At 64.2% G+C, this 24,498-nt stretch carries 28 protein-coding genes; 17 read left to right on the plus strand and 11 right to left on the minus strand.

The genetic code is table 11. The features are described 5' to 3' along the window. Positions 1 to 34: 34 nt before the first annotated feature. The 6 genes from AC6I6L_RS11525 (at position 35) to AC6I6L_RS11550 (ending at position 4,552) form a co-directional block, all read left to right on the plus strand. Positions 35 to 1,261, plus strand: coding sequence for a hypothetical protein (locus AC6I6L_RS11525; protein ID WP_497917909.1), 1,227 nt, complete (start codon positions 35 to 37; stop codon positions 1,259 to 1,261). Between the two features lie 188 nt (positions 1,262 to 1,449). After that, complete coding sequence (locus tag AC6I6L_RS11530; protein WP_497917910.1) at positions 1,450 to 2,679, plus strand: translation initiation factor IF-2 subunit gamma; 1,230 nt, start codon at positions 1,450 to 1,452, stop codon at positions 2,677 to 2,679. 30 nt (positions 2,680 to 2,709) lie between these two features. After that, positions 2,710 to 3,147, plus strand: coding sequence for a type II toxin-antitoxin system VapC family toxin (locus AC6I6L_RS11535; protein ID WP_497917911.1), 438 nt, complete (start codon positions 2,710 to 2,712; stop codon positions 3,145 to 3,147). Beyond that, the gene (locus AC6I6L_RS11540) at positions 3,148 to 3,717 is read left to right on the plus strand and encodes a DNA-directed RNA polymerase (protein ID WP_497917912.1); all 570 of its coding nucleotides are present in this window, start codon (positions 3,148 to 3,150) and stop codon (positions 3,715 to 3,717) included. Between the two features lie 2 nt (positions 3,718 to 3,719). Continuing rightward, positions 3,720 to 3,917 (plus strand): transcription elongation factor subunit Spt4, encoded by a 198-nt coding sequence (gene spt4 / locus AC6I6L_RS11545; RefSeq protein ID WP_497917913.1) that lies wholly within the window; start codon positions 3,720 to 3,722, stop codon positions 3,915 to 3,917. Between the two features lie 41 nt (positions 3,918 to 3,958). Then, positions 3,959 to 4,552: a GTP-dependent dephospho-CoA kinase family protein gene (locus AC6I6L_RS11550; protein WP_497918202.1), complete on the plus strand. Its 594-nt coding sequence runs from the start codon at positions 3,959 to 3,961 to the stop codon at positions 4,550 to 4,552. A 91-nt stretch (positions 4,553 to 4,643) separates the two neighbouring features. On the opposite strand, the gene AC6I6L_RS11555 is transcribed toward AC6I6L_RS11550, so the two are convergent. Further along, positions 4,644 to 6,038 (minus strand): cryptochrome/photolyase family protein, encoded by a 1,395-nt coding sequence (locus AC6I6L_RS11555; protein ID WP_497917914.1) that lies wholly within the window; start codon positions 6,036 to 6,038, stop codon positions 4,644 to 4,646. 178 nt (positions 6,039 to 6,216) lie between these two features. Between AC6I6L_RS11555 and AC6I6L_RS11560 the strand changes: the two genes are divergently transcribed. Then, positions 6,217 to 7,302, plus strand: a complete 1,086-nt coding sequence (locus AC6I6L_RS11560; protein ID WP_497917915.1) for a geranylgeranyl reductase family protein — start codon at positions 6,217 to 6,219, stop codon at positions 7,300 to 7,302. A 167-nt stretch (positions 7,303 to 7,469) separates the two neighbouring features. Then, the gene (locus tag AC6I6L_RS11565; RefSeq protein WP_497917916.1) at positions 7,470 to 7,643 is read left to right on the plus strand and encodes a hypothetical protein; all 174 of its coding nucleotides are present in this window, start codon (positions 7,470 to 7,472) and stop codon (positions 7,641 to 7,643) included. A 64-nt stretch (positions 7,644 to 7,707) separates the two neighbouring features. Here AC6I6L_RS11565 and AC6I6L_RS11570 read toward each other — a convergent pair whose 3' ends face one another. The 4 genes from AC6I6L_RS11570 to AC6I6L_RS11585 all read right to left on the minus strand — a co-directional run bounded on the left by AC6I6L_RS11570 (position 7,708) and on the right by AC6I6L_RS11585 (position 11,287). Beyond that, a complete protein-coding gene (locus AC6I6L_RS11570) occupies positions 7,708 to 9,141 on the minus strand; it encodes an FAD-binding oxidoreductase (protein WP_497917917.1) in 1,434 nt (477 codons plus the stop codon). Between the two features lie 176 nt (positions 9,142 to 9,317). After that, a complete protein-coding gene (locus AC6I6L_RS11575) occupies positions 9,318 to 9,644 on the minus strand; it encodes a hypothetical protein (RefSeq protein WP_497917918.1) in 327 nt (108 codons plus the stop codon). Between the two features lie 133 nt (positions 9,645 to 9,777). Then, positions 9,778 to 10,890, minus strand: coding sequence for a CAF17-like 4Fe-4S cluster assembly/insertion protein YgfZ (ygfZ, locus tag AC6I6L_RS11580; protein WP_497917919.1), 1,113 nt, complete (start codon positions 10,888 to 10,890; stop codon positions 9,778 to 9,780). A gap of 97 nt (positions 10,891 to 10,987) precedes the next feature. After that, positions 10,988 to 11,287: a DUF6432 family protein gene (locus AC6I6L_RS11585; RefSeq protein WP_497917920.1), complete on the minus strand. Its 300-nt coding sequence runs from the start codon at positions 11,285 to 11,287 to the stop codon at positions 10,988 to 10,990. 171 nt (positions 11,288 to 11,458) lie between these two features. Here AC6I6L_RS11585 and AC6I6L_RS11590 point away from each other — a divergent pair, with 171 nt between their 5' ends. The 4 genes from AC6I6L_RS11590 to AC6I6L_RS11605 all read left to right on the plus strand — a co-directional run bounded on the left by AC6I6L_RS11590 (position 11,459) and on the right by AC6I6L_RS11605 (position 14,188). Continuing rightward, positions 11,459 to 12,508, plus strand: coding sequence for a DUF7093 family protein (locus AC6I6L_RS11590; protein ID WP_497917921.1), 1,050 nt, complete (start codon positions 11,459 to 11,461; stop codon positions 12,506 to 12,508). 319 nt (positions 12,509 to 12,827) lie between these two features. After that, positions 12,828 to 13,211: a DUF5611 family protein gene (locus AC6I6L_RS11595; protein WP_497917922.1), complete on the plus strand. Its 384-nt coding sequence runs from the start codon at positions 12,828 to 12,830 to the stop codon at positions 13,209 to 13,211. Positions 13,212 to 13,353: 142 nt separating this feature from the next. After that, positions 13,354 to 13,542, plus strand: a complete 189-nt coding sequence (locus AC6I6L_RS11600) for a hypothetical protein (RefSeq protein WP_497917923.1) — start codon at positions 13,354 to 13,356, stop codon at positions 13,540 to 13,542. Positions 13,543 to 13,609: 67 nt separating this feature from the next. After that, entirely contained in the window at positions 13,610 to 14,188 is a 579-nt protein-coding gene (locus AC6I6L_RS11605; protein WP_497917924.1) for a carboxymuconolactone decarboxylase family protein, read from the plus strand. A gap of 59 nt (positions 14,189 to 14,247) precedes the next feature. Here AC6I6L_RS11605 and AC6I6L_RS11610 read toward each other — a convergent pair whose 3' ends face one another. Next, positions 14,248 to 14,697, minus strand: coding sequence for a universal stress protein (locus tag AC6I6L_RS11610; RefSeq protein WP_497917925.1), 450 nt, complete (start codon positions 14,695 to 14,697; stop codon positions 14,248 to 14,250). A gap of 138 nt (positions 14,698 to 14,835) precedes the next feature. Here AC6I6L_RS11610 and AC6I6L_RS11615 point away from each other — a divergent pair, with 138 nt between their 5' ends. Further along, the gene (locus tag AC6I6L_RS11615) at positions 14,836 to 15,222 is read left to right on the plus strand and encodes a fluoride efflux transporter FluC (RefSeq protein WP_497917926.1); all 387 of its coding nucleotides are present in this window, start codon (positions 14,836 to 14,838) and stop codon (positions 15,220 to 15,222) included. Then, on the plus strand, positions 15,219 to 15,566 hold the full coding sequence (crcB, locus tag AC6I6L_RS11620; RefSeq protein WP_497917927.1) for a fluoride efflux transporter CrcB: 348 nt from the start codon (positions 15,219 to 15,221) through the stop codon (positions 15,564 to 15,566). Before AC6I6L_RS11615 ends, crcB begins: the two co-directional genes overlap by 4 nt. Positions 15,567 to 15,644: 78 nt before the next feature. Here the strand turns inward: crcB and AC6I6L_RS11625 are convergent, their stop codons facing one another. After that, positions 15,645 to 16,187 (minus strand): AmiS/UreI family transporter, encoded by a 543-nt coding sequence (locus tag AC6I6L_RS11625; RefSeq protein WP_497917928.1) that lies wholly within the window; start codon positions 16,185 to 16,187, stop codon positions 15,645 to 15,647. A 264-nt stretch (positions 16,188 to 16,451) separates the two neighbouring features. Between AC6I6L_RS11625 and AC6I6L_RS11630 the strand changes: the two genes are divergently transcribed. Further along, the gene (locus AC6I6L_RS11630; RefSeq protein ID WP_497917929.1) at positions 16,452 to 16,721 is read left to right on the plus strand and encodes a transcriptional regulator; all 270 of its coding nucleotides are present in this window, start codon (positions 16,452 to 16,454) and stop codon (positions 16,719 to 16,721) included. Between the two features lie 101 nt (positions 16,722 to 16,822). Here the strand turns inward: AC6I6L_RS11630 and AC6I6L_RS11635 are convergent, their stop codons facing one another. Further along, complete coding sequence (locus tag AC6I6L_RS11635) at positions 16,823 to 17,464, minus strand: hypothetical protein (RefSeq protein ID WP_497917930.1); 642 nt, start codon at positions 17,462 to 17,464, stop codon at positions 16,823 to 16,825. Between the two features lie 196 nt (positions 17,465 to 17,660). On the opposite strand from AC6I6L_RS11635, the gene fmdA (AC6I6L_RS11640) reads away from it, so the two are divergent. Further along, entirely contained in the window at positions 17,661 to 18,920 is a 1,260-nt protein-coding gene (gene fmdA / locus AC6I6L_RS11640) for a formamidase (protein ID WP_497917931.1), read from the plus strand. A gap of 86 nt (positions 18,921 to 19,006) precedes the next feature. On the opposite strand, the gene thsA is transcribed toward fmdA (AC6I6L_RS11640), so the two are convergent. Next, positions 19,007 to 20,704 carry a thermosome subunit alpha gene (gene thsA / locus AC6I6L_RS11645; RefSeq protein WP_497917932.1) on the minus strand — a complete coding sequence of 566 codons (1,698 nt, stop codon included), beginning with the start codon at positions 20,702 to 20,704 and terminating at the stop codon, positions 19,007 to 19,009. Between the two features lie 152 nt (positions 20,705 to 20,856). Between thsA and AC6I6L_RS11650 the strand changes: the two genes are divergently transcribed. After that, entirely contained in the window at positions 20,857 to 21,201 is a 345-nt protein-coding gene (locus AC6I6L_RS11650; RefSeq protein WP_497917933.1) for a hypothetical protein, read from the plus strand. 34 nt (positions 21,202 to 21,235) lie between these two features. Here AC6I6L_RS11650 and fmdA (AC6I6L_RS11655) read toward each other — a convergent pair whose 3' ends face one another. Both fmdA (AC6I6L_RS11655) and AC6I6L_RS11660 read right to left on the minus strand, forming a co-directional pair. After that, on the minus strand, positions 21,236 to 22,507 hold the full coding sequence (gene fmdA, locus AC6I6L_RS11655) for a formamidase (protein WP_497917934.1): 1,272 nt from the start codon (positions 22,505 to 22,507) through the stop codon (positions 21,236 to 21,238). 280 nt (positions 22,508 to 22,787) lie between these two features. Further along, positions 22,788 to 24,383 carry a heme-binding protein gene (locus AC6I6L_RS11660; RefSeq protein WP_497917935.1) on the minus strand — a complete coding sequence of 532 codons (1,596 nt, stop codon included), beginning with the start codon at positions 24,381 to 24,383 and terminating at the stop codon, positions 22,788 to 22,790. Positions 24,384 to 24,498 lie beyond the last annotated feature (115 nt).

The raw sequence follows: 24,498 nt of genomic DNA on the forward strand, positions 1-24,498 counted from the left end.
GCGCCCAACGAACCGTCGGGCACTGCTTACGAAAGTGGCGGGACTGGGATCGATCGCCGGCAGCCTCGGGGTGGCGACCCCGACACTCGACGATCGAGTCCCGTGGCCGACGTCGATATCGACGATACGGGCCGAGGGTCCCGCGCTCAACGAGACGTCGATCGACGCGACGGTCGTCGATCGATCGAGCACGTCGGTCACGGTTCGATTCCGGGCTTCGGCGGCTTTCCCGTTCGTCCCGGTCGCCCACAAGCGACGGTTTTCGAGCGGCGCGTCGTTCGCGCGAGCGGTGGGACCGCGCGTCGGACGGTCCGGACCGCTCGATCGAACGATTACGTTCGAGTTCGAGCGGACGCCGATCGGTGCGCTCGTCGGACCCTGGCAGTACGAACTCAGGTGTCGCTCTCCGGCCGACTCGGACGCTGCCGGACGGTATCTTTGTGAGTCGGATCCGATCGGCGGTGGTCTGCGAGTACCGATCGTCTCCGGGGCCGACCCTGCACGGCCCGACGACGAGTTTCCGGCCGACTGGCACGGATTCGACCGAGCCGATGCCGAAGGACGGTACGAACTGGCGTTCGAGTGGCGAGATTCGTCGGGCCTGCCCTGGACGCTCGACGTTGCGGTCGCCAAATCCGCCTATCACCGGGCGCGGAATCAACCCGACGGGTTCGTTCGAACGTTTCTCGGCTCGCGAACGAACCCGCACGCGCGACACCTCGTCGAGTCGATCGCGACCCGTGCGACGCCGCAGGTCGAGCGTCGAGGGTCGTCCGACGGTGACGCGGAACGCGAACTCCTCGATCGGACGGTTCGGTTCGTCCAGTCGTTCGAGTACCAGCGCGACGAGGACACGAAAGACTCCCACGACTATCACCGAACCGTCGAGGAGTCGCTCGTCGACGGCGTGGGCGACTGCAAAGACGGGACCCATCTGCTGGCGGGCGTCCTCTCGCAGGAACCGTTCGAGTACGACCTCGCGGCCGTGTTCATGCCGACGCACCTGCTGCTCGGCGTCAGGCGAACCGACCTCCCGGCCGCCTACCACGACCTCGACACCGTTCTCGACAGTCCCTACGTGGCGATCGAAACGACACGAACCCACGAAATCGGGCGATACGATGAGGACGAGCCCGTCGTCGCCGTCCTGGGAGACAGCTATCGGTTCGTCGAAACCGACGCCCCCGAAACGGTGTTCAGAGAACAGGTGCGCGAGTTCTCGCGGACGATCGAGACCGATCGACGGCTGCGAATCGGGTGAGATCCGATCGACGGCCGCGAATCGGGTGAGGTCCGATCGATCGGAGCGGGAACGGCCGGCGAGAGAGCGAGTTCGTTCGCGTCCGAACAGTCACCAGTGCGAACCGGTTTCATCCTGCGGTTCGTACCGAGAACAGTAGGTTTATCAGGCGCACGGGGATAGCTACTGCTAAGATTACTCACCGTCTTATGGTAGGAAATGGACAACCGGAGGTGAACATCGGGCTCGTCGGTCACGTCGACCACGGAAAGACGACGCTGGTGCAAGCCCTCAGTGGCTCGTGGACGGACCAGCACAGCGAGGAGATGAAACGCGGTATCTCCATCAGACTCGGTTACGCAGACGCGACTTTCCGCTACTGCGAAGGGGTCGACGAACCCGCGTGTTACACCGTCGAGGAGGAGTGTTCGGACGGCTCGGCAAGCGAGCCGCTGCGGACCGTGTCGTTCGTCGACGCCCCTGGTCACGAGACCCTGATGGCGACGATGCTGTCGGGTGCCTCGCTGATGGACGGCGCCGTGCTGGTCGTCAGCGCGAACGAACCCGTCCCACAGCCCCAGACCGAAGAGCACCTGATGGCACTCGACATCATCGGGATCGAGAACATCGTCATCGCCCAGAACAAGGTCGACCTCGTCAGCACTGATCAGGCCCGATCGAACTACGAAGAGATCCAGGCGTTCGTCGAGGGAACCGTTGCCGAAGACGCCCCCGTCGTCCCCGTCTCTGCAGGCCAGGAGGTCAATATGGACCTGCTGATCCAGGCGATCGAAGAAGAGATCCCCACCCCCGATCGGGATCCCGACGCCGATGCCCGGATGCACGTCGCCCGCAGTTTCGACATCAACAAGCCGGGAACGACCGCGGCAAACCTCTCCGGCGGCGTTCTCGGCGGCAGCCTCGTCCAGGGTGAACTCGAGATCGACGACGAAATCGAAATTAAACCCGGACGCGAGGTCGAAGAGGGCGGCCAGACCGAGTACGTCCCGATCGAGACCACGGTTCGATCGCTCCAGGCTGGCGGCCAGAGCGCAGAGACCGTCACACCGGGCGGATTGCTCGGCGTCGGCACCGGTCTCGATCCCGCACTGACGAAAGGTGACGCACTGGCTGGTCGACTGGCCGGCCCGCCGGGGACGCTACCCAAGACGTGGAACGAATTCACCATGGACGTCGACCTCCTCGATCGCATCGTCGGGACCGACGGCGGCGAGATCGACGAGATCAACACGGGCGAACCGCTGATGATGACCGTCGGCACGTCGACGACCGTCGGCGCGGTCACTAGCGCTCGTCAGGGCGAGTGTGAGGTCACGCTCAAGCGCCCGGTCTGTGCCGAACCCGGGGCGAAGATCGCAATCAACCGCCGTATCGGCGCGCGCTGGCGGCTGATCGGCCTCGGAACGTTACAGGAATAGCCGAGAGACGAGGACACGAGGACAACGAGTATGCGTACGCGGGTCGCCATCGATACGAGCGCGTTGATGATGCCGGTCGAACTCGATGTCCGCCTGTTCGACGAACTCGATCGGTTGCTCGGCGGTGGGCGTGGCCCACCGGAATCAGCGAGCGACGGTGGGCCGCGAACAGGCGAGTACGAACTGATGACGCCACAGCCTGTCATCGAAGAATTGCGGCGACTTTCCGAGAAGGGCGGGACGGAGGGGACGGCCGCAAGCGTCGGACACGATCTGGCGACCGAACGCTGTCTCGTCGTCGACACGGACGCATCGTACGCCGACGACGCACTCGTCGAACTCGCCCGCGAGGGGGCAGTCGAGTACGTCGTCACGAACGATCTCCCGCTTCGCGACCGGGTGCTCGAAGCGAGTATACCGGTACTTGCATTACGCGGGAGAAACAAGTTGGCAATCACTCAACCATAGATGTACAAACGGGTTACACTAACGGACACGGTCGAAGTACCACCGAAAGAGCTCGGCGACGTGTCGCCGGATCTCGTGAAGCGACTGCTACAGGACAAACTGGAAGGGCGCATGGACGAGGAGGTCGGCAGCGTCGTCTCCGTTACGGAGGTCCACGACATCGGTGAGGGAGCCGTCCTCCCGAACCGACCGGGCGTCTACTACGAGGCGGAGTTCGACGCCGTGACGTTCGATCCGCAGATGCAGGAAGTCGTCGACGGCACGATCGTCGAAGTCGTGGAGTTCGGCGCGTTCGTCGGGATCGGTCCCGTCGACGGGTTGCTCCACGTCTCCCAGATCAGCGACGAGTACCTCGCTTTCGACGGCGAAAACCAGCAACTCGCCTCGAACGAGTCGAACCGGGCCCTCGGCGTCGACGACGCCGTCCGGGCCCGCATCGTCACCAAGAGTATCGACGAGCGCAACCCACGTGACTCCAAGATCGGACTCACCGCGAAACAGCCCGGCCTCGGCAAACACGGCTGGCTCAAAGAAGAGTTCGAAAAGCGCCAAGCGGCCGCGGGTGAGTAACGATGGCGGCCGATCGTCTCGTCTGTCGAGAGTGCCACCGGGTCAACGACGCGGACGCGGACACCTGCGAGAGCTGTAACTCCTCGTCGCTGACCGAGGACTGGGCCGGCTACGTCGTCATCGCCCACCCCGAAGACAGCCAGATCGCAACCGAGATGCAGGTCACCGAGGCGGGCGCATACGCGCTCAAAGTTCGGTAACCGTGACCGGCGACGACGAGCCACACCAGTCGTCCGAAGACATCGACACGGGAGCCGACACCGAGACGGCTGGCAACGCCGACCCTGCTACCGACGCCGACAAGCAGTTGCTAGTTCTTCCCGACGAGTTACGAGCAGAGCTCAAAACACCGATCGGGCCGGTCGAGACCGACGCCGAAACCCTGCTCGCGGAGGTCGACGGCTCGCTGATCGCGGTCGGCGATGTCGTCACCTATCACCTTCTGCAGGCTGGCCGCCAGCCGGACGTCGCGATCGTCGACGAGCGAACCAAACGAGACGCTGTCGACGAGGGGATTCGCGAGACCGTCACCGAGGAGACCCACCTCGAGGCCGTCAACCCGCCCGCCGAGATTTCCGCGGACGCACTGGCGGCGCTGCTCGAAGCGATCGCTCGCAGGGAGCCGACGACGATCCTGATCGACGGTGAAGAGGACCTGCTCGTGCTGCCGGCGATCGTCGCCGCACCCGAGGGAGCGAGCGTCGTCTACGGCCAGCCCGACGAGGGGATGGTTCACGTGCGAGTGTCCGACGACCACCGATCGGAGATTCGGGCGTTACTCGATCGGTTCGAGGGCGATTCCGATCGGTTCTGGGCACTGCTCGATCGGGACTGAGCGTCTCTGGGGTATCGACTCTCACCGTTTCAGCGGTTGCGTCTATCCTTCGTCTCAGTGGTCCATCCACCCTCCGTCTCAGCGATCGCGTTCACCCCTCTCGTTTTCCGAGCGCCGTCTCGAACACCCGTTGTGCGCGCCGGTAGGCCCCGTCTCGGTCGACGATCGGCCCCGGATAGTCGGGTGCGAGTTCCTGACGAACGCCGGCCGAGAGCGTCGGCCACTCGACGATCCGCTCGGCGGGAATCGAGGGGGCGGCGAGTTCGGGGACGTACTCGCGGACGAACGCCGCCTCCGAATCGTACTTCGCGGCCTGGGCGACCGGGTCGAAGATTCGAACGTCGACGGAGTCGGTTCCCGTCGACGCGATCCACTGCCAGTTCCCGGCGTTCGTGGCCGGATCGTGGTCGATCAGTCGATCGCGGAAGTGAGCCGCCCCAATCCGCCAGTCGATCAGCAGGTGTTTCGTCAGGAAACTCGCGACGACCTGGCGCGGGCGGTTGTGCACGTACCCCTCGCGTTCGAGTTGGCGCATGCCGGCGTCGACGAGCGGGTAGCCTGTCTCGCCGCGTTTCCACGCCGCGAGCGCCGTCTCGTCGGTCCGCCAGGGAATGTCGTTGGGGATCGTTTTGTAGTTCGTCCTCGCGAGATCGGGGTTGTAGTACAGCAAGTGGTAGTTTCCCTCCCGCCAGGCGAGTTCGTCGGCGTACTTGTCGGCGTTCGCCCGTTCCTGCCCGTCTGCGACCTCGCGGATCGTGGTGACCGCAGCCCAGACGTCGCGAATGCCGATCGCGCCGACGGCGAGATACGGGGAGAGCCGCGAGACGGCCGTCGTCGGCTGCTCGACCGCGAGCGCGAGATCGTCGCGGGTGTCACGGTAGCTTCGGAGTCCCGACTCGCAGAAAGCGTCGAGTCGATCGCGGGCGGCCTCGTAGCCCGGCTCCGGAAGGTCGATATCGGTCTCGGTGATCGGAATCGAGCCGTCGTCGGTGACGGACGCGAGGGCGTCGGCGTCCGGCTCCGGTGCGGGGTCGGGCTTCGGTCGATCGCGCCAGTCGTTGGCGAACTGACTGTGGGTGGGATAGGAGGGCTCGAGGCTGGCTGGATCGACCAGCACCGTATCGACGTGGGACTCGAGTGGAACGTCGATCGCGGCCTCGACCGCTGCCGTCTGTGCTCGCCGGTTCCGTTCGTAACACGCGCTCGTGACCACTCGATCGACGTCGTACTCGGTACAGAGCCCGGCGAGTATCTCGGCTGCGGAACCCGACCGAACGACGAGGTCGCTACCGAGAGCACGGTAGCGCTCGCGGAGCGCCTCGACGGTCCGGCCGACGAACGCGCGCTTTCGTTCCCCGAGGTCCTCGGTGACGGCCGGGTCGAAGACGGACACCGGGAGTACGGGACCGTCGCCGGCTCCGGCCGCGGCGGCGAGCCCGCGATTGTCGACCGTGCGCCGATCGCGCCGGTGCCAGAACAGGAGCATACCGCTCCTATCGGTGCGGTCGGAAAAACGGCTCGGGCACCGGAAGCGATCGCCTGGATCGCCCAACAGGGGCGTTCGAACGAGGAGTTCCGGATCCCGAGGATGATCGAGACCGATGTCGCCTCACGGACCGGAACTCTCCGCAGTATATTTGCCCGCCCGCGTTCCAGTAGCGGACATGTACGATTTCGTGGTCGTGGGCGTCGGTCCCGCCGGCGCGCGGTTTTCCCGCCGGGCCGCCGAGAACGGGCGCGACGTGCTCGCCCTCGAGAAGGGAACCGTCGGCACGCCGCTGGCCTGCTCGGGCCACGTCAGTACGGACATCTGGGAGTTTACGGGCGAGGGTGCTCGCGAGGCGCTGTTCCAGAACGAAATCTACGGCGCGCGATTCCACGTCGGGGGGCCACACAGCGACGCCTACCCCTTCTACAAGCGCGAGGTCGCCTCGAACGTCATCGATCGGGTCGGTCTCGATCGCCACCTGGCCGATCTCGCCCGCGAGGCGGGAGCGGACGTGCGTGAAGGACATACTGTCACAGAAGTGATCGAGCGTCGCGATCGCGTCGAGGTGGTCGCGAACGGTCCCGACGGCACCGTCGAGTTCGAAGCGAAGATGGTCGCCGGCTGTGACGGCCCCCGGTCGCGAGTCCGCGACGGACTCGGGTTGCCCGAACCCGACGAGTTACTCCACGGCGTGCTGGCGTTTTCCGAGGAAGACGACCACCAGAACTTCGTCGACGTCCACCTCACCGCGCCGACGTTCTTCGCGTGGCGCATCCCGCGCGGTGGGACCGGCGTGGAGTACGGACTCGCCGCACCGCCGGGCGTCGCGGTGACCAAACACTTCGAGGAGCTGATAGACGGCTACGAAATCGACGTTTCCCACCGATGCTCGGGGGCGATCCCGATCGGGCCGGCCGACCGGGTGACGAGCAGCCGGGGTTTTCTGATCGGTGATGCGGCCGCCCAGACCAAGCCCTTCACCGGCGGCGGCATCCTCTACGGTATGACAAGCGCCGACCACGCCGCCCGGACGATCGAACCCGATCGGCCTGCGACGCTGGCCGCTTACGAGGACGCCTGGCGCGAGGACTTGAAACGCGAGCAGGCGCTGGGTCACTGGCTTCGCCGGGCGTACTCGGTTCCAGAACCGATCCAGCGCGTCGGCCTCGGCGCGCTCTCGGGCGAGATCGGCGTTCACATGGACCGACCGACATCGCTGGTCTCGACCGAGCACCTGAAGGCACTACTCTCGCGGAGGTGAACGCGATCCGACCGTCCGCCGACTCGAATCGGGGACTTCTCGGCCAGCGAGTCGGGGCAAGACGGCAAAAACGGCGTTTCTGGACCCAGCGGGGCCGGACCGCGTCGGTATCGATTACGGTGACCAACAGAGACTTATCGGCAAGAACTGTAGGATGTATATCGACCATGTGTGAACTCTCCCCAGACTGTACGAGCGACGAGCACTGCCAGCTCGTCCTCAGGAACCTCGAAACCGGAAACAGAACGGTCGAGTACTACTGCAAGGCTCATCTCGTACTCCGGGTCTGGGAGGTCGAACAGAACGACGGACTCGCCGCGATCGAAGCGACCCAGCTTTGATCGACGGCTTGCCGCCGCCGATCGAGGAGTGTGCGTCTCACCTCGTAATCCTCGCCGCCCGCGCTCACTCTGCGGTCGATCGCGGTTCGATCGTCCCGTCCCCGCCGAACAGGTTGGTCGGGTCGTACTCGGTTTTGAGATCCACCAGTCGATCGTAGTTGTCGCCAAAGCGTCGTTTCACGGGGTCTTCGTGCAGTCCCGGAAAGTTGCCGTAGCTGCCGGATGCGATCGACAGTGCGGCGAGTTCGTCGATCGCCTCGCGGCTCCACCGCACGTTCGCCTCGTCCTCGCTCGACTCTTCCCAGTTCGCCTCGACCGTGAGCATGTAGGGCTTGTCGCGGTGCCAGAAGGCGGTCTCGTCCTGTGGAACCTCGCTCACTGCGTCTCCGAGGTGCCAGAGATCGATCGTCGAGAGCGGTGACGGTGCCGACTCGGTGTATCGGAACATGACGTCGATCACGTCCTCGGTCACCGCCTCGAGGTAGATCGATTTCCAGTAGTACCGGAGGCCGTCGGGGTAGTCCTCGTCGAGCATCGACTGCAGGTCGACGTAGTTCATCCGTCCGCTGAGATCCGCGATCGGCGTCGCGATCTCGTAGAACGGGCGGAAAACGTCGGCAGCCTCGTCGGGGTCGCCCCGAGCGGAGCCGAGCATGGCGATAGCGGGGTCGCCCCACCGCTCTTCGGGGAACTCCTCCAGTTCGGGGACGTGTGCGGCGACGGCGAGTGCACCCGCCGTTCGCGGCGCGGTCTCGGTCCACTCGCGGAACCGGGCCATCAGTGCCGCCCCGTCGTCGGCGTGAAACCACGGGAAGAAGGCGTACACTTCGGGACCGACCTCGTGGAGGTCGAACTCGAAGGAGGTGACGATCCCGAGCGTCCCGCCCCCGCCGCGAAGCCCCCAGAACAGGTCCGCGTTTCGGTCGGCGCTCGCGGTGTGGACCGCGCCGTCTGCGGTCACGACGTCGACGCTTCGCAGGGCGTCGAGCGCCAGCCCGTACTCCCGGCTCAGGTGGCCGTAGCCGCCGTTGAGCGTCAGTCCCGCGACGCCCGTCTGCGAGACGGCCCCGAGCGGTGTCGCGAGCCCGAACAGCTGCGTTTCGCGATCGACCTCGCCAAGCGTCGCCCCGCCTTCGACGCGAACCGTCCGGGCCTCGCGATCGACCCTGACACCGGTCATTGCGGAGAGATCGACGACGAGTCCGCCGTCACAGACGGCCGTTCCGGAGACGTTGTGGCCGCCGCCGCGAACCGCGACCTCGAGATCTTGCTCGCGGGCGAAAGCTACCGCCGCGACGACGTCGGCGGTGCCCGAACAGCGGGCGACGATCGCCGGATACCGATCGATCATGCCGTTCCAAATCTCGCGGGCCGCGTCGTACGTCTCGTCCGACGGGACGATGATGTCGCCGCGGAAGGCAGATTCGAACGACGCGAGGGCGTCCGCTGGAAGTTCGTCGATCGTCTTCTCGCCGGGCGTTCTGCCGATTGTTACCATGACTCAGGTACGCTCGCAGCGATGATAAAGCAGTCAGCTACGGGACACGACTATCAATGACACAGACATGACTGGCAGACGATGCGCCGGAACGCGGTACTGGTTCAATCTACGACCGCGGACGGTCGGCCAGTTCCGGTATCCGCGATGTGACGCGGACCGTGCGGGACTACCGTTCAGGACGTTCGATCAGCGAGCCACCCGTCCAGCCAGCCGGTGTGCCCCATTCGTTCGTGCATACGCCACTGCACGAGGACGACGGGGAGCGGAACGCACGTGAGGGCCGCGAAGAGCCACACAGACGGGAGCCCCCACGTCAGTATCCAGACCAGACTGCAGAGTCCGACGACCCCTTCGAGCAGCGAGCCGACGACGTAGCCCGTCCAGAGGCGCTTTTCGCGCTCTCGCTGGTCGGTCGTGTAGAGTCGATAGCCGTTGAGTGCGCCCAGCGGTCCGGCGACTGCGAGAACGAGCGAGAGTAGTATGGATAGGGGTTCGAACATACAGTACTGTCGGGCTGAACTGTTGAAAATATATCTATTCGAGAGAATCATCTCTTCTTACATTCGTGTCGGCAGATGACTTCTCTCGCAGTGTCGATAGACGATCCATCCGATCGTTCGACCGGCAGGCCGCTCAGTACTCGGGAAGCCGGTCGGACCGGTCCGACCCCTCGACGAACGGGAGATCGGTCACCGTCGCGGGCACCTCCTTGCCATCGACCCGGACCGCCACATCGTCGCTCTCGAGATCGTACTCGACGATCGCGAGCGCGATCGGCGTCTCGAGCAGCGGGCTACTGTCGGCCCGCGTCACCTCGCCGACGGAGGCGTCACCATCGAAGACCGCCGCACCGGCGTCGGGAACGTGCGAGTCGTCGGCATCGTCGTCACCATCGCGGTCGATCGTCAGGCCGACGAGCCGTCGACTCGGCTGTCCAACGTTTTCGACCCGTGCGACGACCTCCTGGCCGACGTAACAGCCCTTCTCGAAGTCGAGGGCGTTGCGCAGGCCGAGCACGTTCGGGATGGTTCCCTCGAGTTCGGTGTGAAAGAGCGGCGATCCGGCCTCGAGACAGAGCGTGTCCCAGGTCCGGTAGCCGAAGGGGGCGGCGTTGAGGCCGTGATTGAGCAGGGTGTCGTAGACGGCCTCGGCGTCGTCGATCGCACAGATCACTTCGTAGCTCTCCTCGCCGGTGAGCGCGTCGGTGCGGATGACGGTGACGCCCTCGTCGCCCATCGACCCGCGGACGAACGAGTAGCGTCGATCGGGTGAACCGGCCTTGTTGAGGACGCTCGCGACCTTCTCGGTGGCTGTCGGGCCGTGAATGCCGAAGATCGCGTACTCGTCCGTCGCGACGCGGATATCGACGTCCTGAATAAAGACTTTCTCCGACCACTCCTCGGCGAGGTCCTCGGCTTCGGCCGGCGGCGTAAAGAGAAGCAGTCGCTCGCCGGCGTTGTAGACGTAGAGTTCGAGTTCGATCCCGCCTTGCGGGTCGAGCACGAGCGCGTAGCAGCCCTGGCCGTCCTCGTCGGGAACTCGGTTCGAGACGACGTTGTCGACGTACTCGACGCGATCGTCCCCCTCGACGACGAGCACGCCGTAGGCCGCCTCGATCAGACCGACGCCGTTTCGAACGGCGCGGTGGGCTCGCTCCGGGCGGCCGTAGTGTTCGACGATCGTCCGCCCGTCACGCTCACCGAACGTCGCGCCGAGATCCGTATGAAGAGATTCGATAACGCTCATGCCATCATAGAGGTACCTGCGCCCCACAGGCGTTTCGATTACGTGCGGTCGGCGCACAGGCGCGACGAAACGAACACCGAGGTCGGTAACGACGACGTTAGAACGGGAACCGCTCGCGGAGCCACTCGCCGATCGACTGGTCGGGTTCGTCTTCGGTCGGCGCGGTCGGAATGACGCGATCGGCGGGTTTGATCACCGTTTCGTTGACGCCGGCTTCGACGACGATCAGTCCGTCGTCTTTCAGCGTCTCGAGGGCGACTTCGAGTTCGTCGATGTCGGCTTCGACGGCCGCGCGGAGTTCGAAGACGGTCATCCCGTCGTCCGCGCGATCGACGAGCGCGTCGAGTACCCCGACCTCCGTCGGCGCTCGGTTTCGGTACTCCCGCTTTGCTTTCATCCAGACGTACATTCGACGACCTGGGATTTGACGTTTGTCGTTCGCGGAACCGGACGATCGGGCTCGAACGCGACGTGGCCCCAGCCCGGAACGTCACGAAACCGAACAGTACGGGTCGCTGTGAGTAGTTTGCAGTACGTTTTTTATGCCGTGACTGGGAACGGTGGGACAATGGTCCTGCGATGTTCGTTGCTCGGACACGACTACGGCGACACCGACGTCGAACGCGAGCGCGAAGAACGGGGCAGTGAGGTCGTCGTGACCGTCCAGGAGTACCAGGAGTGTCTCCGCTGTGGCGAGCGCACCGTCATCAGCGAGAACACCGAGGTAACGAGTCTCACCACCGAGACGGCCGCCGATCCACGACCCGACGAACCCGACACCGAGCCAGCGCCCGAGACGGAAACAGACACCGAAGTCGACGACGCGGCGGCCCCAGAGAGAGACGAGGCGAGCGAGACGGGGACCGACGCCGAGTTCATCGACGCCGAATCGACACCCGACGAACCCGACACCGAACCAGCGCCCGAGACGGTACACGATGCCGAGTTCATCGACGCCGATTCGAGTGAGACGGACTCGAACACCGAGCCAGCGGCGAGCCCTGACGCGGACGATTCGACCGCCAGTTCCGGGAGCGACGCGATCGACGCCGAACCGATCGACACCCTCGCGGACGCCGAGGACGCGATCGAGGTTCCGACCGACGAGAACGGCGATCCGATCACGGACGACGGCGAAATACTAGAAGACGAAGACGACCCGGAGCCACACGGCGATCGCGCCCACGGCGAGTGGCCCGACTCCGACGATGTCGGTCCGCCGGTCGGCGCGGAGAACGAGCCCGAACAGTGGCCCGACTCGGGCGACCACGACGAGTCCGACCCGACCGAGGACGACGCCGTCGTTCTGGAGTCGAGTACCGACGAACCGGCTAGTGACTCCGAACCGATCGGGGTCGACGCGACCCCCCCGGACGCCGACGCGATCGAAGCCGAACACGCCGAGGCCGCCGAGACGACCGAGACGGACTCCGGAACCGGAATCGAGCGAGTGCGGTCAGCGCCAGCCCCGACTGACGATCGGGCCACCACCCATCAAAACGCGGTGACCGAACTCTACTGCCCCAGTTGCGAGTACGCCGCGGGAAGCGATCGGAGTTCGCTCCGAACCGGCGACATCTGTCCGGAGTGTCGGAAAGGGTATCTTAGCGAACGATAGCGATAGCCCGCCCGTTGGCTCGAAGCTGCTGGCCGGCGAGTTCTCCGAATCTGCTGGCCGGCGAGTTCTCCGAATCTGCTGGCCGGCGGGTTCCCCGAATCTGCTGGCCTGGTACCGACGAACCGCCAGGACGACCGTGGCACGCCCGTGTCGTCCACCCGTTAGTTACGGAGCCACGTTTCGCTTCGATCAGACGCCATACCGAGCCAATAAGCGGTGGAAGTCCGATTGCGACCCTATCGCGTGGAGACGACCCTATCGCGTGAAGACAACGTCGGCTATGAAAAGAGGTAAACACTCCCCCGTGTATCTCCAATTCATGAAGGAGTACAAGATGCGTCGTGGCGAGTATCTCGAAGAGCGAATCCCGGATATGGAAGCCACCATCGAGGACTACTTCGGTCCGATCACCGAGACGGAAGCGTACAAGGGAAGCGATCTCTACGTCATCGGCGAACCCGACAACCCAGTCTTCGAAAAAGTCGTCGTCGGGGCCGTCGAGTACTCCGGAAAGAAGGACAAACTCGCCGTCGAGTTTTACGAGCGAGATCCCACCGAACTCGGTCCCGACGAACTCGAAGCCGCCGGCGATGCCGTTGACGCGAAAAACGACTTCCTGCTCGAGGCGACCGGCCGGGACGCGAAGTCCCGCCGCGACTCGATGAAACGGACGGTCGAAGACGATCCGGACCACGACTTCTAGACGGCGGTCGTTCTCACGCCGGTATCGCAAACGGAACCGTCCTCGCTCCTGAATGCGCATTTTGCCACCGGGATACCGGCCCTCCACCGGGACTGCAAGGCATCGAAACGGCTATTTGTCGCACCCCGAATCCTCAAACAGGATGGATCTCCCTGCGTTTCTGCTCGCGACGCTGGCCGCCCACATCGGCTTTGCGGTGTTCGTCGCCGGCCACGCCCGCCTCACCGACCAACATGCCGGTAACTGGCCGTACCTTACGCTCGCGTTCGGCCTCGCAGGCGTCGCCGGCTACTTTTTTTACGACGAAGCGGGCGCGGAGAGCCCGCTCTAGTCGATCGCGACGGACCAAGCCGTCGGACCGATCGGATTTTATGGTTCACGATCCCGTACAACACGGCATGTCGCCCCGAATCGAACCGATCGCGCCCGGCGAATCGGACGACGAGACCGTCAACGAAATTCTCGCCGAGAGCGCCGAGGGTTGGTACAGAGATTCCGCGTACTTCGGCGCTGTGGCCCACCAGCCTCGGCTGTTGAAACGACTCGTCGAAACGTTTCGCCTGTTCCCCCGCAGCGATTCGATCGACGCGACGACGCTCGAACTCGTGCGGCTTCGAGTCGCGGCCGTCCACGGCTGTGCCTACTGTGGGACCGTTCGCACCTGGGACGTCAAAGACGAGATCGAACCGAAAGAAGACGCCGTATTTGCCGATCGAATACGAGCGGACGATCTCACGCGACGGGAGGAACTGGCCGTCCGCCTCGCAGACTCCATGTCCCGAGACCCCCACCAGCTTTCGGACGAGTTCTTCGACGAACTGCGCGAGGTCTACAGCGACGAGGCGATCATCGAACTCCTGTTGTTCGCCGGCCTGGAGATCGGTCTCGATCGATTCTGTATCGCACTGGAACTCGATACGACGGAGGCGAGCCCGTACCCGACCGGACTCGAGTACCCCCTCGATCAGGAGTCATAGTCCCCGTGTAGGAGTGCTATCGGCGCGTCGGCTCTCCGCAGCCGAGCGATCGAACCCTCTCAGCAGGGGTACTCGACGTCGGCTTCCGAGACGCGTACGACGTGAACCGGAACCGGAGCCGTACGGATCGTTTTCTCGGCCACGCTTCCGAGCACGTACCGCTTGACCCCCGTCCGACCGTGCGTCGCCATCACGAGCAGATCGATGTCGTGATCCTCGACGTACTCGAGGATCGCCTCATGGGGTTCTCCCCGGACGACTGCCGTTTCGACTCGATCCAGGCCGCGTTCCGCGGCGGTCTCGGCGACCGACTCGACCGCCCGGTCGGCTCGCGTTTCGAGCGCATCGAGCACCGTCGGTGTAATCCCCTCCGCGTCGTAGGGGCGCGTGTCCATAACGTGGAGGACGTGGAGGTGCGCGTCGTATCTGGTGGCGAGATCGATCGCGTGATCGGTCGCGACCATCGCCTCGACGCTTCCGTCGACGGGGAGGACGATTCGATCGTACATACTCCCGGTTCGACGGCCAGCTAAAAATCGTTGCCCGTGAAACGAGTCGGGAGAGAAGCAGCCGCGGTTCGCACGGAGTAACGACGAGGCCGGTATCGCACAACAGAAATTTCAACGGGAGCACCGTTCTCTCAACGGATGACCGTTCGTGACTGGGTTGACAGTATCGACGTGGTGGTCCTCGTCGCGATCGGCGGCTTCCTCGGAGCCAACGCCCGGTACGGGATCGAACTCGTCTATCCGGGGTTGTCGGGAACCCTCCTCGCGAACGTGACGGGAAGCTTCCTCCTTGGGTTCGTCGTGTACGAAGCGATGCACACCGACTACCTCACCGAGCGGAGTCGGTTGCTCGTCTCGACTGGCTTTATTTCGTCGTACACGACATACAGCACGTTCGCGTACGAAACGGTGGCGGCCGGCCCGACGCTCGGCGTTCTCAACGTCGCCGCCAGTTACGCGTTCGGCTTCGCGGGCGTCGTCCTCGGCCGCTGGGTTGCACTGCGGATTGGAGGTGAATTCGCGTGATCGAACAGATGGCTCTCGTCGGTTTCGGCGGCGTCGTCGGCGCGCTAGGACGGTACACGGTCGCCACGCTCGTCGAATCTGACGAGTTCCCGCTATCGACGTTTCTGGTGAACGTTCTCGGCAGCTTTCTGCTGGGTCTCGTACTCTTTGCGGATCCGGTCGAGTCGATCCGACTCTTCGCCGGTGTCGGCGTCTGCGGCGCGTTTACCACGTTCTCGACATTTTCCGTCGACACGGTTGGGCTTATCGAGGAAGGGAAGCTCCGGACCGCGACCATCTACGCGATCGGGAATATTGGGGTCTCGGTCGCGGCGATTGGAGCCGCCTGGGTGCTGGTAGGGTAGCGATCGCCGGAGAACGGAACGTACCTCGTGCTCGAGTTCCGTGGTCGTCGGCTCGAGTCGTGAAATTGAATGCAGAATTCAGGCAGCCCACGGCCAGAATCCGGCCGCCATCAGGTATCCGGCGACGCCCGTGACGATGCCGACGAGCGTGGTAAACCAGGCGATCGGGACGGTGTACTCGTCCAGTTGCAGTCCCAGTAATACCCAGAACGTCGCCCAGAGGACCGCCCAGATCCACCAGAGTCCGGCGAGTCCGATGTCACCACCGAGGAACACGAGGTAGCCCGTTGGAATAGCAACGGCGGTGACGAGGATGCAGTACCACCCGAACGATCGCTGATCCCCGATGTCGCGGATCGCGTTGGCCCCGATCCAGAGGTACGTAAACGAAAACAGTAACGTCCCAGCAGCGACGAACGCGTCGCCGGACTCGTACGCGCCGAACGCCCACAGCTCACCGAACGCCCACCAGATCGCGATGAGAAACAACAACGCCCCGACGAAGAGGTTGAATATCGACACGTCTCGGTGGTCGCCGCGCCCGAGCAGCCAGATTCCGTTGACGATTAGCACCATGCCAACGAAGATTAGCCCCATACCCAGGATCATGTACAGTGACATTGGTATTCACCTGTTTTTCGTGGTCTGCCTATTGCGTGGCAATGACACGCAATCTATGCTTCAGTGAACGAACTAATAATACTGACCACAGGGCGAGTGAACCGTCAGTGATCGATCACGGTCACAAAAAACGTAGTAACGGAAGGGACGACAGATTGGCAGTGACGGAAGCGGCGACAGATTGGCGATAGCCGACTCGTGGCGCACATCGCGCGACAGCGCGTAGAACGATTATATTGCAGGCTGTAGTGAGGGCACTCACGGATGGTCGAGAACGAGACTACCTCAACGATCGAGAGAGATCGGCTGGCCCCAAAACCGATCAGGGACCGGATCGACGACATCGACATCGGTGACGAGATCACGTTCAACGATCGGGACGAGTGCTACGAGGTCCTCGAAACGGGTCGCTACTCGGTGACGCTCAGCGGGCCGGACGACGAGCGCATCACCCTCTCCCAGAACCTCCAGACTGGTGGCTGGGCCGTTCACGAGGAACTCTGGTGGGTCGGTCCCGGCGACGGCGAAGAGTAATCCTCGGAGAGCCGTCGATCACTCCGCGAGGTGAGAGAACCGTCGATCGAGGCGCTCGGTCGCGTCGTTCACACGGTTCCGCCAGACGAAGTGCGGTCGGATCAGACGGGTTGAAGGAACGCCCGAAATTCGAGGTCGTCTTTCGAATCACCGACGACGTCGGACCCGTCCTTCTCGAACGGGCGATCGAGTGTCGCGTCGTCGACGGCGGCGTCACTGCAAAGCTGATCCGCGATTTGCTGGGCGTGACCTGCGCGCGCTCCCACGGTCCGGAGCACGATTCCTGCGGATTCCGTGCGTGCGAGTGCAGTCGCCGCCCTCGTGGCGACGGATTCACCGTCGTCTCCCTCGGAGACGAAGACGCTGACGAACGCCTCGCCGCCCCATTCCAGCAGCTCCGGGTCAGCGCCGTCGGCATCGGCTGGGACTCGTCGATCGGCCGCCAGATCCGAGACCAGCCGATGGAGCGCCTCGGCCCGCTCGGCGGCCCGCGATCGCCACCGCTCGGGACCGTCCTCGGGCGAGCACCGAACGCGATATCGATCGTCGTCTAGTTGCTCGAGGAGGCCGTATGCGACCAGCAACGCGAGTCGGTCCTCGAGGCGGGGAGCCATTGAGTCGACTGTGCCGCCGCGGTCTTCGAGCGCGTCCGCCGAGAACGACTCGTCACCGAAGGCGGCGTGTGACGTGAGATACGTCTCGAGACAGGCTTCGATCGCCGGCAGTGAATCGAGCGTCGCCATCGAACCAGTACCGTACTCGGCAACGTTCGGAGTGAAAACGTTGTCGGGGGTGGATACCTCGACGCAGCCATCGCTCCCGGCGGCGGCGTTGGTTGCGGGACGGATACATTCCGACCCCATCAGGACTGTATGTATTAGTTTAGGTCGCGTTGTGAAATAGTTATAACTGTCCGTGTGTGGGACGTTGCCGCGTATCATGCCCGAAACGATATACGAGGTGGACGTCGACGCGCCACCCGACGAACAGCCAGACCCGATCGTAAACCGGTGGCATCCGGACGTCCCACCGGCGGCGACGATCGAACCCGGCGAGAAAGTGCGGATCGAATGTCTCGACTGGACGGGGAACCAGGTGAAAAACGACGATAGCGCGAACGACATCCGGGATATGCGCCTGGACCCGAACCACCACCTGAGCGGTCCCTTCGAAGTCGAGGGTGCCGAACCGGGCGACGTGCTCGTGATCGACATCCTCGATCTGGGGCCGTTCCCCGAGAACGAGTGGGGCTTTACTGGAATCTTCGAGTTGGACAACGGCGGCGGATTCCTCACGGACCACTTCCCGGAAGCCCGGAAGACGATCTGGGACGTCGACGGCGTCATGACCCACTCGCGACACATCGAGGACGTTCGGTTTCCGGGCTGTGTCCACCCCGGAATCGTCGGCACTGCTCCCTCACACGAACTGCTCGAGGAGTGGAACGAACGCGAACAGGCACTCATCGAGCGGGGACCCGAAGCCGAGACGGCCGTCAATCACGAAACCGGAGAGGAGGATCCGCCGCTCGCGCTGCCGCCGGAACCCAACGAAGTCCTGCTCGGTGAGATGGACGACGAAGACGTCGAAGAAGCGGCCGAAGAAGCAGCCCGGACGATCCCGCCGCGGGAGAACGCCGGCAACTGTGACATCAAGAACCTCGGCCGCGGCTCGCGGGTCTACCTCCCTGTCTTCGTCGAGGGTGCCAACTTCATCACCGGCGACCTGCACTTCTCGCAGGGCGACGGCGAGATCACGTTCTGTGGCGCGATCGAGATCGCCGGCTGGATCGACATGCGCGTCGACGTGATCAAAGACGGGGTAGAACGGCTCGGCACCGATTACGCGATGTTCAAACCCGGCTACCAGGACCCCGACTTCTCGAACTACGTCGTCTTCGAGGGGTACTCCGTCGACGAGGACGGTACCCAACACTACAAGAATTCGACCGTCGGGATGCGCCGGGCCTGCCTCGACGCGATCGAGTACCTGACCAACTTCGGCTACACGCGCGAGCAGGCGTACGTTCTCCTCAGCACGATTCCGGTCGAGAGTCGTATCGCGGGCATCGTCGACCTGCCGAACACCTGCGTGACGGTGTCGGTGCCCAACGAGGCGTTCGACATCGACATCGATCCGGATACGCTCACCGACGAGTACGATTCCAGCGACAAGGGTGACGTCGCGAAGCCGTCCTGATTCGCTGTCGACACGTTTTTTCGCTTTTTCCGTTCGTTGATGCCAGCCGAGCGAACGTATCGTCCCGTGAGTCCCCTTCCTAGCCACTAGTGGCCGAGCGCCCAGGGGTAGCCGCCGGTGTCCCCGACCACGCCACCGTGACCGTGACTGTGATCGTGGTCGTGGTCGTGCCCGTGGTCGTCGGCATCGCGAGTCACCGCGACGACTTCGTCGACGCGGACGAGTAGGGTCGCCGCCTCGGCCGCGCTGGCGATCGCCCGCTCGGAAACAGCACGCGGCTGGAGCACGCCCGCCTCGACGACGTCACCGATCCGGGCCGACTCCGACTCGAGACGCAACCCCGTCGTCGGTTCGCCGTCGTGGTGGCTCGCTCGCAACTCGACGATGGTGTCGATCGGGTCAAGCCCACCGGTGGCGGCGAGGGTTCTGGGGATCACCTCCAGGGCGTCGGCGAACGATTCGATCGCGAGTTGCTCCCTGCCGGAGACCTCCGTCGCGTACTCGCGGAGGTCCTGTGCGAGGGCGATTTCCGTCGCGCCGCCACCCGGGACGACGACGCCGTCTTCGATCGCGCGAGAGAGAACGTGGAAACAGCCGTCGACGACCCGCTTCGCCTCGTCGGCGACCTGCTGTGTGCCACCGCGAAGAAGTACGGACGCCTGATCGACGCCCGGTCCGCCGTCGACGATCGCCACCTCGGTCGCCCCGAGGTCGCGTCGCTCGACCCGGTGGGCCAGGCCGGTGTCTGCATCCGTCAGGTCGTCAACCTGGCCGACAGGCATCGCACCCGTCGCGCGCCCGAGTTTCTCGAGTTCGTCCTGTCGGGTCCGTTCGACCGCGAGGACGCCAGCCTTCGCCAGCAGGTGTCGAACCGCATCGTCGATCGACTTCTGGCAGAACACGACGTCGGTGCCCGCGTCGGTGATTCGATCGACGTACCGATCGTAGACCGCGCGTTCGTACTCCCGAAATTCGTGTCGATCGTCCGGCGACTCGAGACTGACCGTCCCCTGGCCGCTGGCCGTCTCGATCGTGAGCTGGTCGTCGATCAGCGCGACGGTGGCGTCCTCGAACGCGTCGGGACTGTCGGGATCGGGCGAGACCGTCGTCGTCGACGAGGATTCCATGTCGATCACGAGACCGTCGACGACCTCCGAGTCGTAGTAGGAACTGCCCGGTATCGCCTTGCGCGTGATCCGTTTCAGATCGACGCGTCCGTCTTGTTCGATCGCACGGACGGCCGCGACCGTCTTTCCGGCGAGAAACTCGCTGGCCTCACGGTCCCACTTGCCCGTGATTGCCGTCCGCGCGACGGTTCGAAGCTGGGCGTCGTCGTCGGGATGGATCGGAATCGTCAGGTTGGCGAGCGTCTCGGTCGCCCGGCCGGCGGCGAGTGTGTACCCGCGCGCGACGCTCGTCTGGTGGAGTCCGGTCTCGAGAAGCGACTCGGCTTCGGCAAGCAACGCGCCCGCGAGGACAATCGCCGACGTCGTTCCGTCCCCGACACGCGAGTCCTGCTGGGCCGCTACGTCGACGATCGCGTTCGCGGCGGGGTGGACGATCTCCATCCGATCGACGATGCTCGCGCCGTCGTTGGTCACGACGATCGTTCCGTCCGAACCGACGAGGAGTTTGTCCAGCCCCTTCGGCCCGAGGGTGGTCTTGACCGTTTCCGAAAGCGCCCTGGCGGCCGCGATGTTGTCCGCCTGTGCGTCGCGGCCGGCTACCCCCTGCATCCCGTCTCCCTGCGAGAGAACCCGATACGAATTGATACTGTCTGTCATGGAGGTTCGGGTGTGGCTCTCACCGACTGTGACCAAAAAGCCACTGTGACGTCTCACTCGGGGAACGAAACGAGCAAAGTGGCAAACGCCCGCAGGACGAACGCGGTGATACCCTCCCGAACACTTACGCCCGTGTCTCTGGTGTGAGGGACATGGACGACGACATTGCGTCCGCCGCGACTCGCTTTCACGAAGACGTTCCACACCAGTTTCAGGTCTCGCTGACGATGTCAGTGCAGACCCGTGAACGGCTTCGTGCGATCCAGGACGAACTCAACGATCGCGTCGGCAGTCGACTGTTCACGACGAACGACGTCATGCGAATCGCGCTGCTCGGTGCGAGCCAGTACCACGCCCTCGCGACGGGTGAGACCGACGAACTCACTGACGACCTCGAATCCGTCGACGAGGAGCAACTGCAGGCGCTGACTGCCGTCGTTCGATCGGTCCTCGACGACGACGGAGCGATCGATCGGGTCGACGGAGAGTCGGCGTAAAAACGGAAAACGGAACGAGTCCGCGACCGGCCGATCAACCGAGCGGATCGTCGGTGATCGGAATCTGTCCGTGGCTCTCGTGTTCGTCGAGTGCATCGGGGCTGATGTCGAACTCGAAGACGCCCTTCGGCACGGCGATCGTCGAGCAGGCGTTCGGAATGTCGACGATACCGCTCTGTCGGCCCTCGATCGGGACGGTGCCGAGGATCATGTACGCCTGTTCGCGCGTGTAGCCGAACTTGGTCAGGTACTCGATCGCCTCGAGTGCAGCGCGTCGGTACGCGACGTGAGGGTCCATGTACCGCTGTTCGCCGTCTTCGGTTACGGAGTAGCCCTCGAAGACGACGTAATCCGAGAAGTTCGGACCCCGGTGTCCCGGCTCGAAGATTGGGTGGTCGATGCCGTACGTGTTCATCCCGTCTTTGACGAGTTCGAACTTCACGTCCACGTAGCCGGCCATCTCGATCGCGCCACAGAACGTGATCTCGCCGTCGCCCTGGGAGGCGTGGATGTCTCCGATGCCGAACTTCGCGCCGTCGACGAACACCGGGAAGTAGATCGTCGACCCGAGCGAGAGGTCCTTGATGTCGCAGTTGCCGCCGTGTTCTCGCGGCGGGACCGTCCGGGCCCCTTCCTCGGCAATTCTATCGGCGGCGTCGCCCGTCGCCTCACCGGGAAGCGCGCCGTCGGTGGTCGGCGGCGACGCGACTGGCGGCTCCGACTCGCCGGTCGGATGGTTCTGGATCGACTCGGGATCCTCCTCGTGTTTCTCGATCAGTTCCTGTTCGCGTTCGTTCCACTCCTCGAGTAGCTCCTGGGACGGTGCAGTGCCGATCAATCCCGGGTGGATCTTCCCCTCGTAGTAGACGCCCGGAATGTGTCTCGAGGAGACGTACGTCCCGTCGAGATCCCAGATCGCCTTCGCCGCGTCTGGGAAGTGGTCGGTGAGGAATCCGCCGCCGTTTTGCTGGGAGAAGATGCCGGTGAAGCCGAACTCCCAGCGATCGTTCAGCGCCCCGATGTCGAGCAGCGTCGTTTTCAGCAGGTCGCCCGGCTCCGCGCCGGTTACTTCCACGGGGCCGCTCAGGTAGTGGACCTGATTGAGATCGACGTCTCGAACCTCGTTCGCGCTGTCGTTGTCCTGTATCTGTCCGCCGGTCCAGTCGAGACATTCGAGTCGGACCGCCTCGCCGGGTTCGACCGTCACGACTGACTCGATGTCCGGATGCCAGCGGTTGAACGGGTTCGCCCCTGGCTGTTCGTCGGGTGGCGCGTCGACGTCCACCTCGAAGTGTACTTCTGGCATGGGTTGCTCCGGGCCGGGAAGCCCGTTCAATAGGCCCATGAACACGGCAATAATGGTTTTCTATGGCCGCATTCGGTGTAATAGATCTGGAGAAGAGGGAAACTGCTGGTTCGAATACAGGTGAGTGATGTGATACCATGGATGTGTGGGATGATACCACACCAGTGGTCAGTGCCTCACCGGAAGCAGTATACCATACCAGTGATCGGTCTCTCACCAGAAGCGGTCGACAACCAACGCCGGCCCGCGAGGGATCACCGCAACAGACTCGATCGGGAGATCAGGCGAGGAAGACGTGCCGTGGCCGATCGGCGAGAACGTCGCGGCCGAACTCGACGGTTTCCGAGAACGCATCGCTGCGGAAAAACGCCATGGCATCTTCGCGGGAGTCCCACCGACTGGCGATGAACATGTCGTTCTCGTCTTCCCGGTTCGCCAGCAGGTCCGTTTTGCGGTGTCCGTCCATGTCCGCGAGGAGGCCCGCGACGTCGCTGAACGTGTCGACGAAGTCCTCGCGATGCTCGGGTTTGACGGTGTAGAACATCCCCATCGTGCCCCAGGAGTCGTCACTCGCGGGGCCGTCGCCCCGCTCGCCATTGGCGCCAGCGGGCGCCCTATCGTCGCCGGCCTGGCGAACGATCTCTGGCAGGTCCGCGAGGAAGCCGGCGGCCGTGTTCGCGGCGCGATCGGTCTCCCAGAGGCTGACGATCGCCGTCTCGCTATCCTCGGCGCGGCTCTCGTAGACGGCCGTCTTCACGTGCGTGTCGTAGTGGTCGAAGTTCGTCCGGAGGCCGTCGACCTCCTCGAAGAGGTCGTCGGGGTCGGCCGCGGAGTAGAGCACGACAGCGTGGACGTCCTCGCCGTGTGGCTTGCCCGCGTAGACGCCGATTTCTTCGAGTTCGTTCCGAACGTCCGCGTCGCTGGCGTTGCCGTGATGGCCGCCAGAACTACTGGAGTCGCCGTCTCCGTGCCCCGAGTCGCCGTGTGCGTGACCATCCCTGTGAGCGTGGTCCGAACCACCGTGATGATGGCCTCCCTGGCCGGATTCACTTCCGCCGTGTGGGTGGCCATGCGCGTGATCCCCCCCGTCCTGTGGAACCGGCTCGCCGGCGAGGAACGCCGAAAGCTGTTCGGGTGGGAACCGCCGAGCTGAGAGGAACCGGCCGAACTCCGCAAAGCGGGAACTCGACGGATCGAAGCGCATCTCGTAGAGCAGCTCTTTCACGTCCGTCGGGTCGTCGCCAAAGAGGGTGATGCCCCACTCGAAGTCGTCCAGGCCGACGCTGCCCGAGATGATCTGGGTGACGCGCCCGGCGTACCCTTTGCCGATCTCACCGTGAGCCGAAAGGTACTCTGCGCGCTCGTCGAAGGGGAGTTCGTACCAGTTGTGGTCGGGGCCCCGGCGCTTGCTCATCGGGTAGAAACTCAGAAAGTCGGCGTCGGGAATCTCGGGTTTGAGCCGAGACTCGATGTAGCGTTCCATCCCGGTATCTTCCATCTCCGCGTCTTCGTCGAAAAACTCCTGGGACATGTAGCCCGAGACCTCCGTCACCGAGAGATAGGAGTCCGCGCGCTCGGTGAACTCCGCGAACGCCGTCTGCTCGAAGCGGCGTTCGAGGGTATCGATCGCGCCGAGGGTCGGCCGCAGGTGAAGCACGAGGAGGTCGGCTTTGTGGCCGAGCACCGAGAACGTCGCCGACTCGCCGTCCTCGGCGTCCGCGACGGCCTCGCTGGACGCGAGGTAGTCGATCCCCTCCTCGATCGCTCGCGATCGCTCCCGCTCGGGGGCGGCCCGCCACGCGTCCCAGTCGATCGACCGGAAGTCGTGCAGGACGTACCAGCCCTCTTCGGTCTGTGGTGGTTGCCGTCGTTCCATGCCGGCGGGTTGGACCGGCGTCGTCAAGAACCACCGGGTTTTCGCTCAGCGACGTTTCCGATCGACGGCGCGTCTCCGATACTGAGCGTCGCTGCACTCGTATGGCCAGCGAAAG

The sequence above is a fragment of the Halosolutus sp. DAT137 genome (assembly GCF_059736405.1).

Bases quoted from the DNA above. Each gene is read 5' to 3' on its own strand.
- AC6I6L_RS11530 (WP_497917910.1), top strand. From the start codon at position 1,450: ATGGTAGGAAATGGACAACCGGAGGTGAACATCGGGCTCGTCGGTCAC.
- AC6I6L_RS11535 (WP_497917911.1), top strand. From the start codon at position 2,710: ATGCGTACGCGGGTCGCCATCGATACGAGCGCGTTGATGATGCCGGTC.
- AC6I6L_RS11540 (WP_497917912.1), top strand. From the start codon at position 3,148: ATGTACAAACGGGTTACACTAACGGACACGGTCGAAGTACCACCGAAA.
- spt4 (WP_497917913.1), top strand. From the start codon at position 3,720: ATGGCGGCCGATCGTCTCGTCTGTCGAGAGTGCCACCGGGTCAACGAC.
- AC6I6L_RS11555 (WP_497917914.1), bottom strand. From the start codon at position 6,038: ATGCTCCTGTTCTGGCACCGGCGCGATCGGCGCACGGTCGACAATCGC.
- AC6I6L_RS11560 (WP_497917915.1), top strand. From the start codon at position 6,217: ATGTACGATTTCGTGGTCGTGGGCGTCGGTCCCGCCGGCGCGCGGTTT.
- AC6I6L_RS11565 (WP_497917916.1), top strand. From the start codon at position 7,470: ATGTGTGAACTCTCCCCAGACTGTACGAGCGACGAGCACTGCCAGCTC.
- AC6I6L_RS11570 (WP_497917917.1), bottom strand. From the start codon at position 9,141: ATGGTAACAATCGGCAGAACGCCCGGCGAGAAGACGATCGACGAACTT.
- AC6I6L_RS11575 (WP_497917918.1), bottom strand. From the start codon at position 9,644: ATGTTCGAACCCCTATCCATACTACTCTCGCTCGTTCTCGCAGTCGCC.
- ygfZ (WP_497917919.1), bottom strand. From the start codon at position 10,890: ATGAGCGTTATCGAATCTCTTCATACGGATCTCGGCGCGACGTTCGGT.
- AC6I6L_RS11585 (WP_497917920.1), bottom strand. From the start codon at position 11,287: ATGAAAGCAAAGCGGGAGTACCGAAACCGAGCGCCGACGGAGGTCGGG.
- AC6I6L_RS11590 (WP_497917921.1), top strand. From the start codon at position 11,459: ATGGTCCTGCGATGTTCGTTGCTCGGACACGACTACGGCGACACCGAC.
- AC6I6L_RS11595 (WP_497917922.1), top strand. From the start codon at position 12,828: ATGAAGGAGTACAAGATGCGTCGTGGCGAGTATCTCGAAGAGCGAATC.
- AC6I6L_RS11600 (WP_497917923.1), top strand. From the start codon at position 13,354: ATGGATCTCCCTGCGTTTCTGCTCGCGACGCTGGCCGCCCACATCGGC.
- AC6I6L_RS11605 (WP_497917924.1), top strand. From the start codon at position 13,610: ATGTCGCCCCGAATCGAACCGATCGCGCCCGGCGAATCGGACGACGAG.
- AC6I6L_RS11610 (WP_497917925.1), bottom strand. From the start codon at position 14,697: ATGTACGATCGAATCGTCCTCCCCGTCGACGGAAGCGTCGAGGCGATG.
- AC6I6L_RS11615 (WP_497917926.1), top strand. From the start codon at position 14,836: ATGACCGTTCGTGACTGGGTTGACAGTATCGACGTGGTGGTCCTCGTC.
- AC6I6L_RS11625 (WP_497917928.1), bottom strand. From the start codon at position 16,187: ATGTCACTGTACATGATCCTGGGTATGGGGCTAATCTTCGTTGGCATG.
- AC6I6L_RS11630 (WP_497917929.1), top strand. From the start codon at position 16,452: ATGGTCGAGAACGAGACTACCTCAACGATCGAGAGAGATCGGCTGGCC.
- AC6I6L_RS11635 (WP_497917930.1), bottom strand. From the start codon at position 17,464: ATGGCGACGCTCGATTCACTGCCGGCGATCGAAGCCTGTCTCGAGACG.
- fmdA (WP_497917931.1), top strand. From the start codon at position 17,661: ATGCCCGAAACGATATACGAGGTGGACGTCGACGCGCCACCCGACGAA.
- thsA (WP_497917932.1), bottom strand. From the start codon at position 20,704: ATGACAGACAGTATCAATTCGTATCGGGTTCTCTCGCAGGGAGACGGG.
- AC6I6L_RS11650 (WP_497917933.1), top strand. From the start codon at position 20,857: ATGGACGACGACATTGCGTCCGCCGCGACTCGCTTTCACGAAGACGTT.
- fmdA (WP_497917934.1), bottom strand. From the start codon at position 22,507: ATGCCAGAAGTACACTTCGAGGTGGACGTCGACGCGCCACCCGACGAA.
- AC6I6L_RS11660 (WP_497917935.1), bottom strand. From the start codon at position 24,383: ATGGAACGACGGCAACCACCACAGACCGAAGAGGGCTGGTACGTCCTG.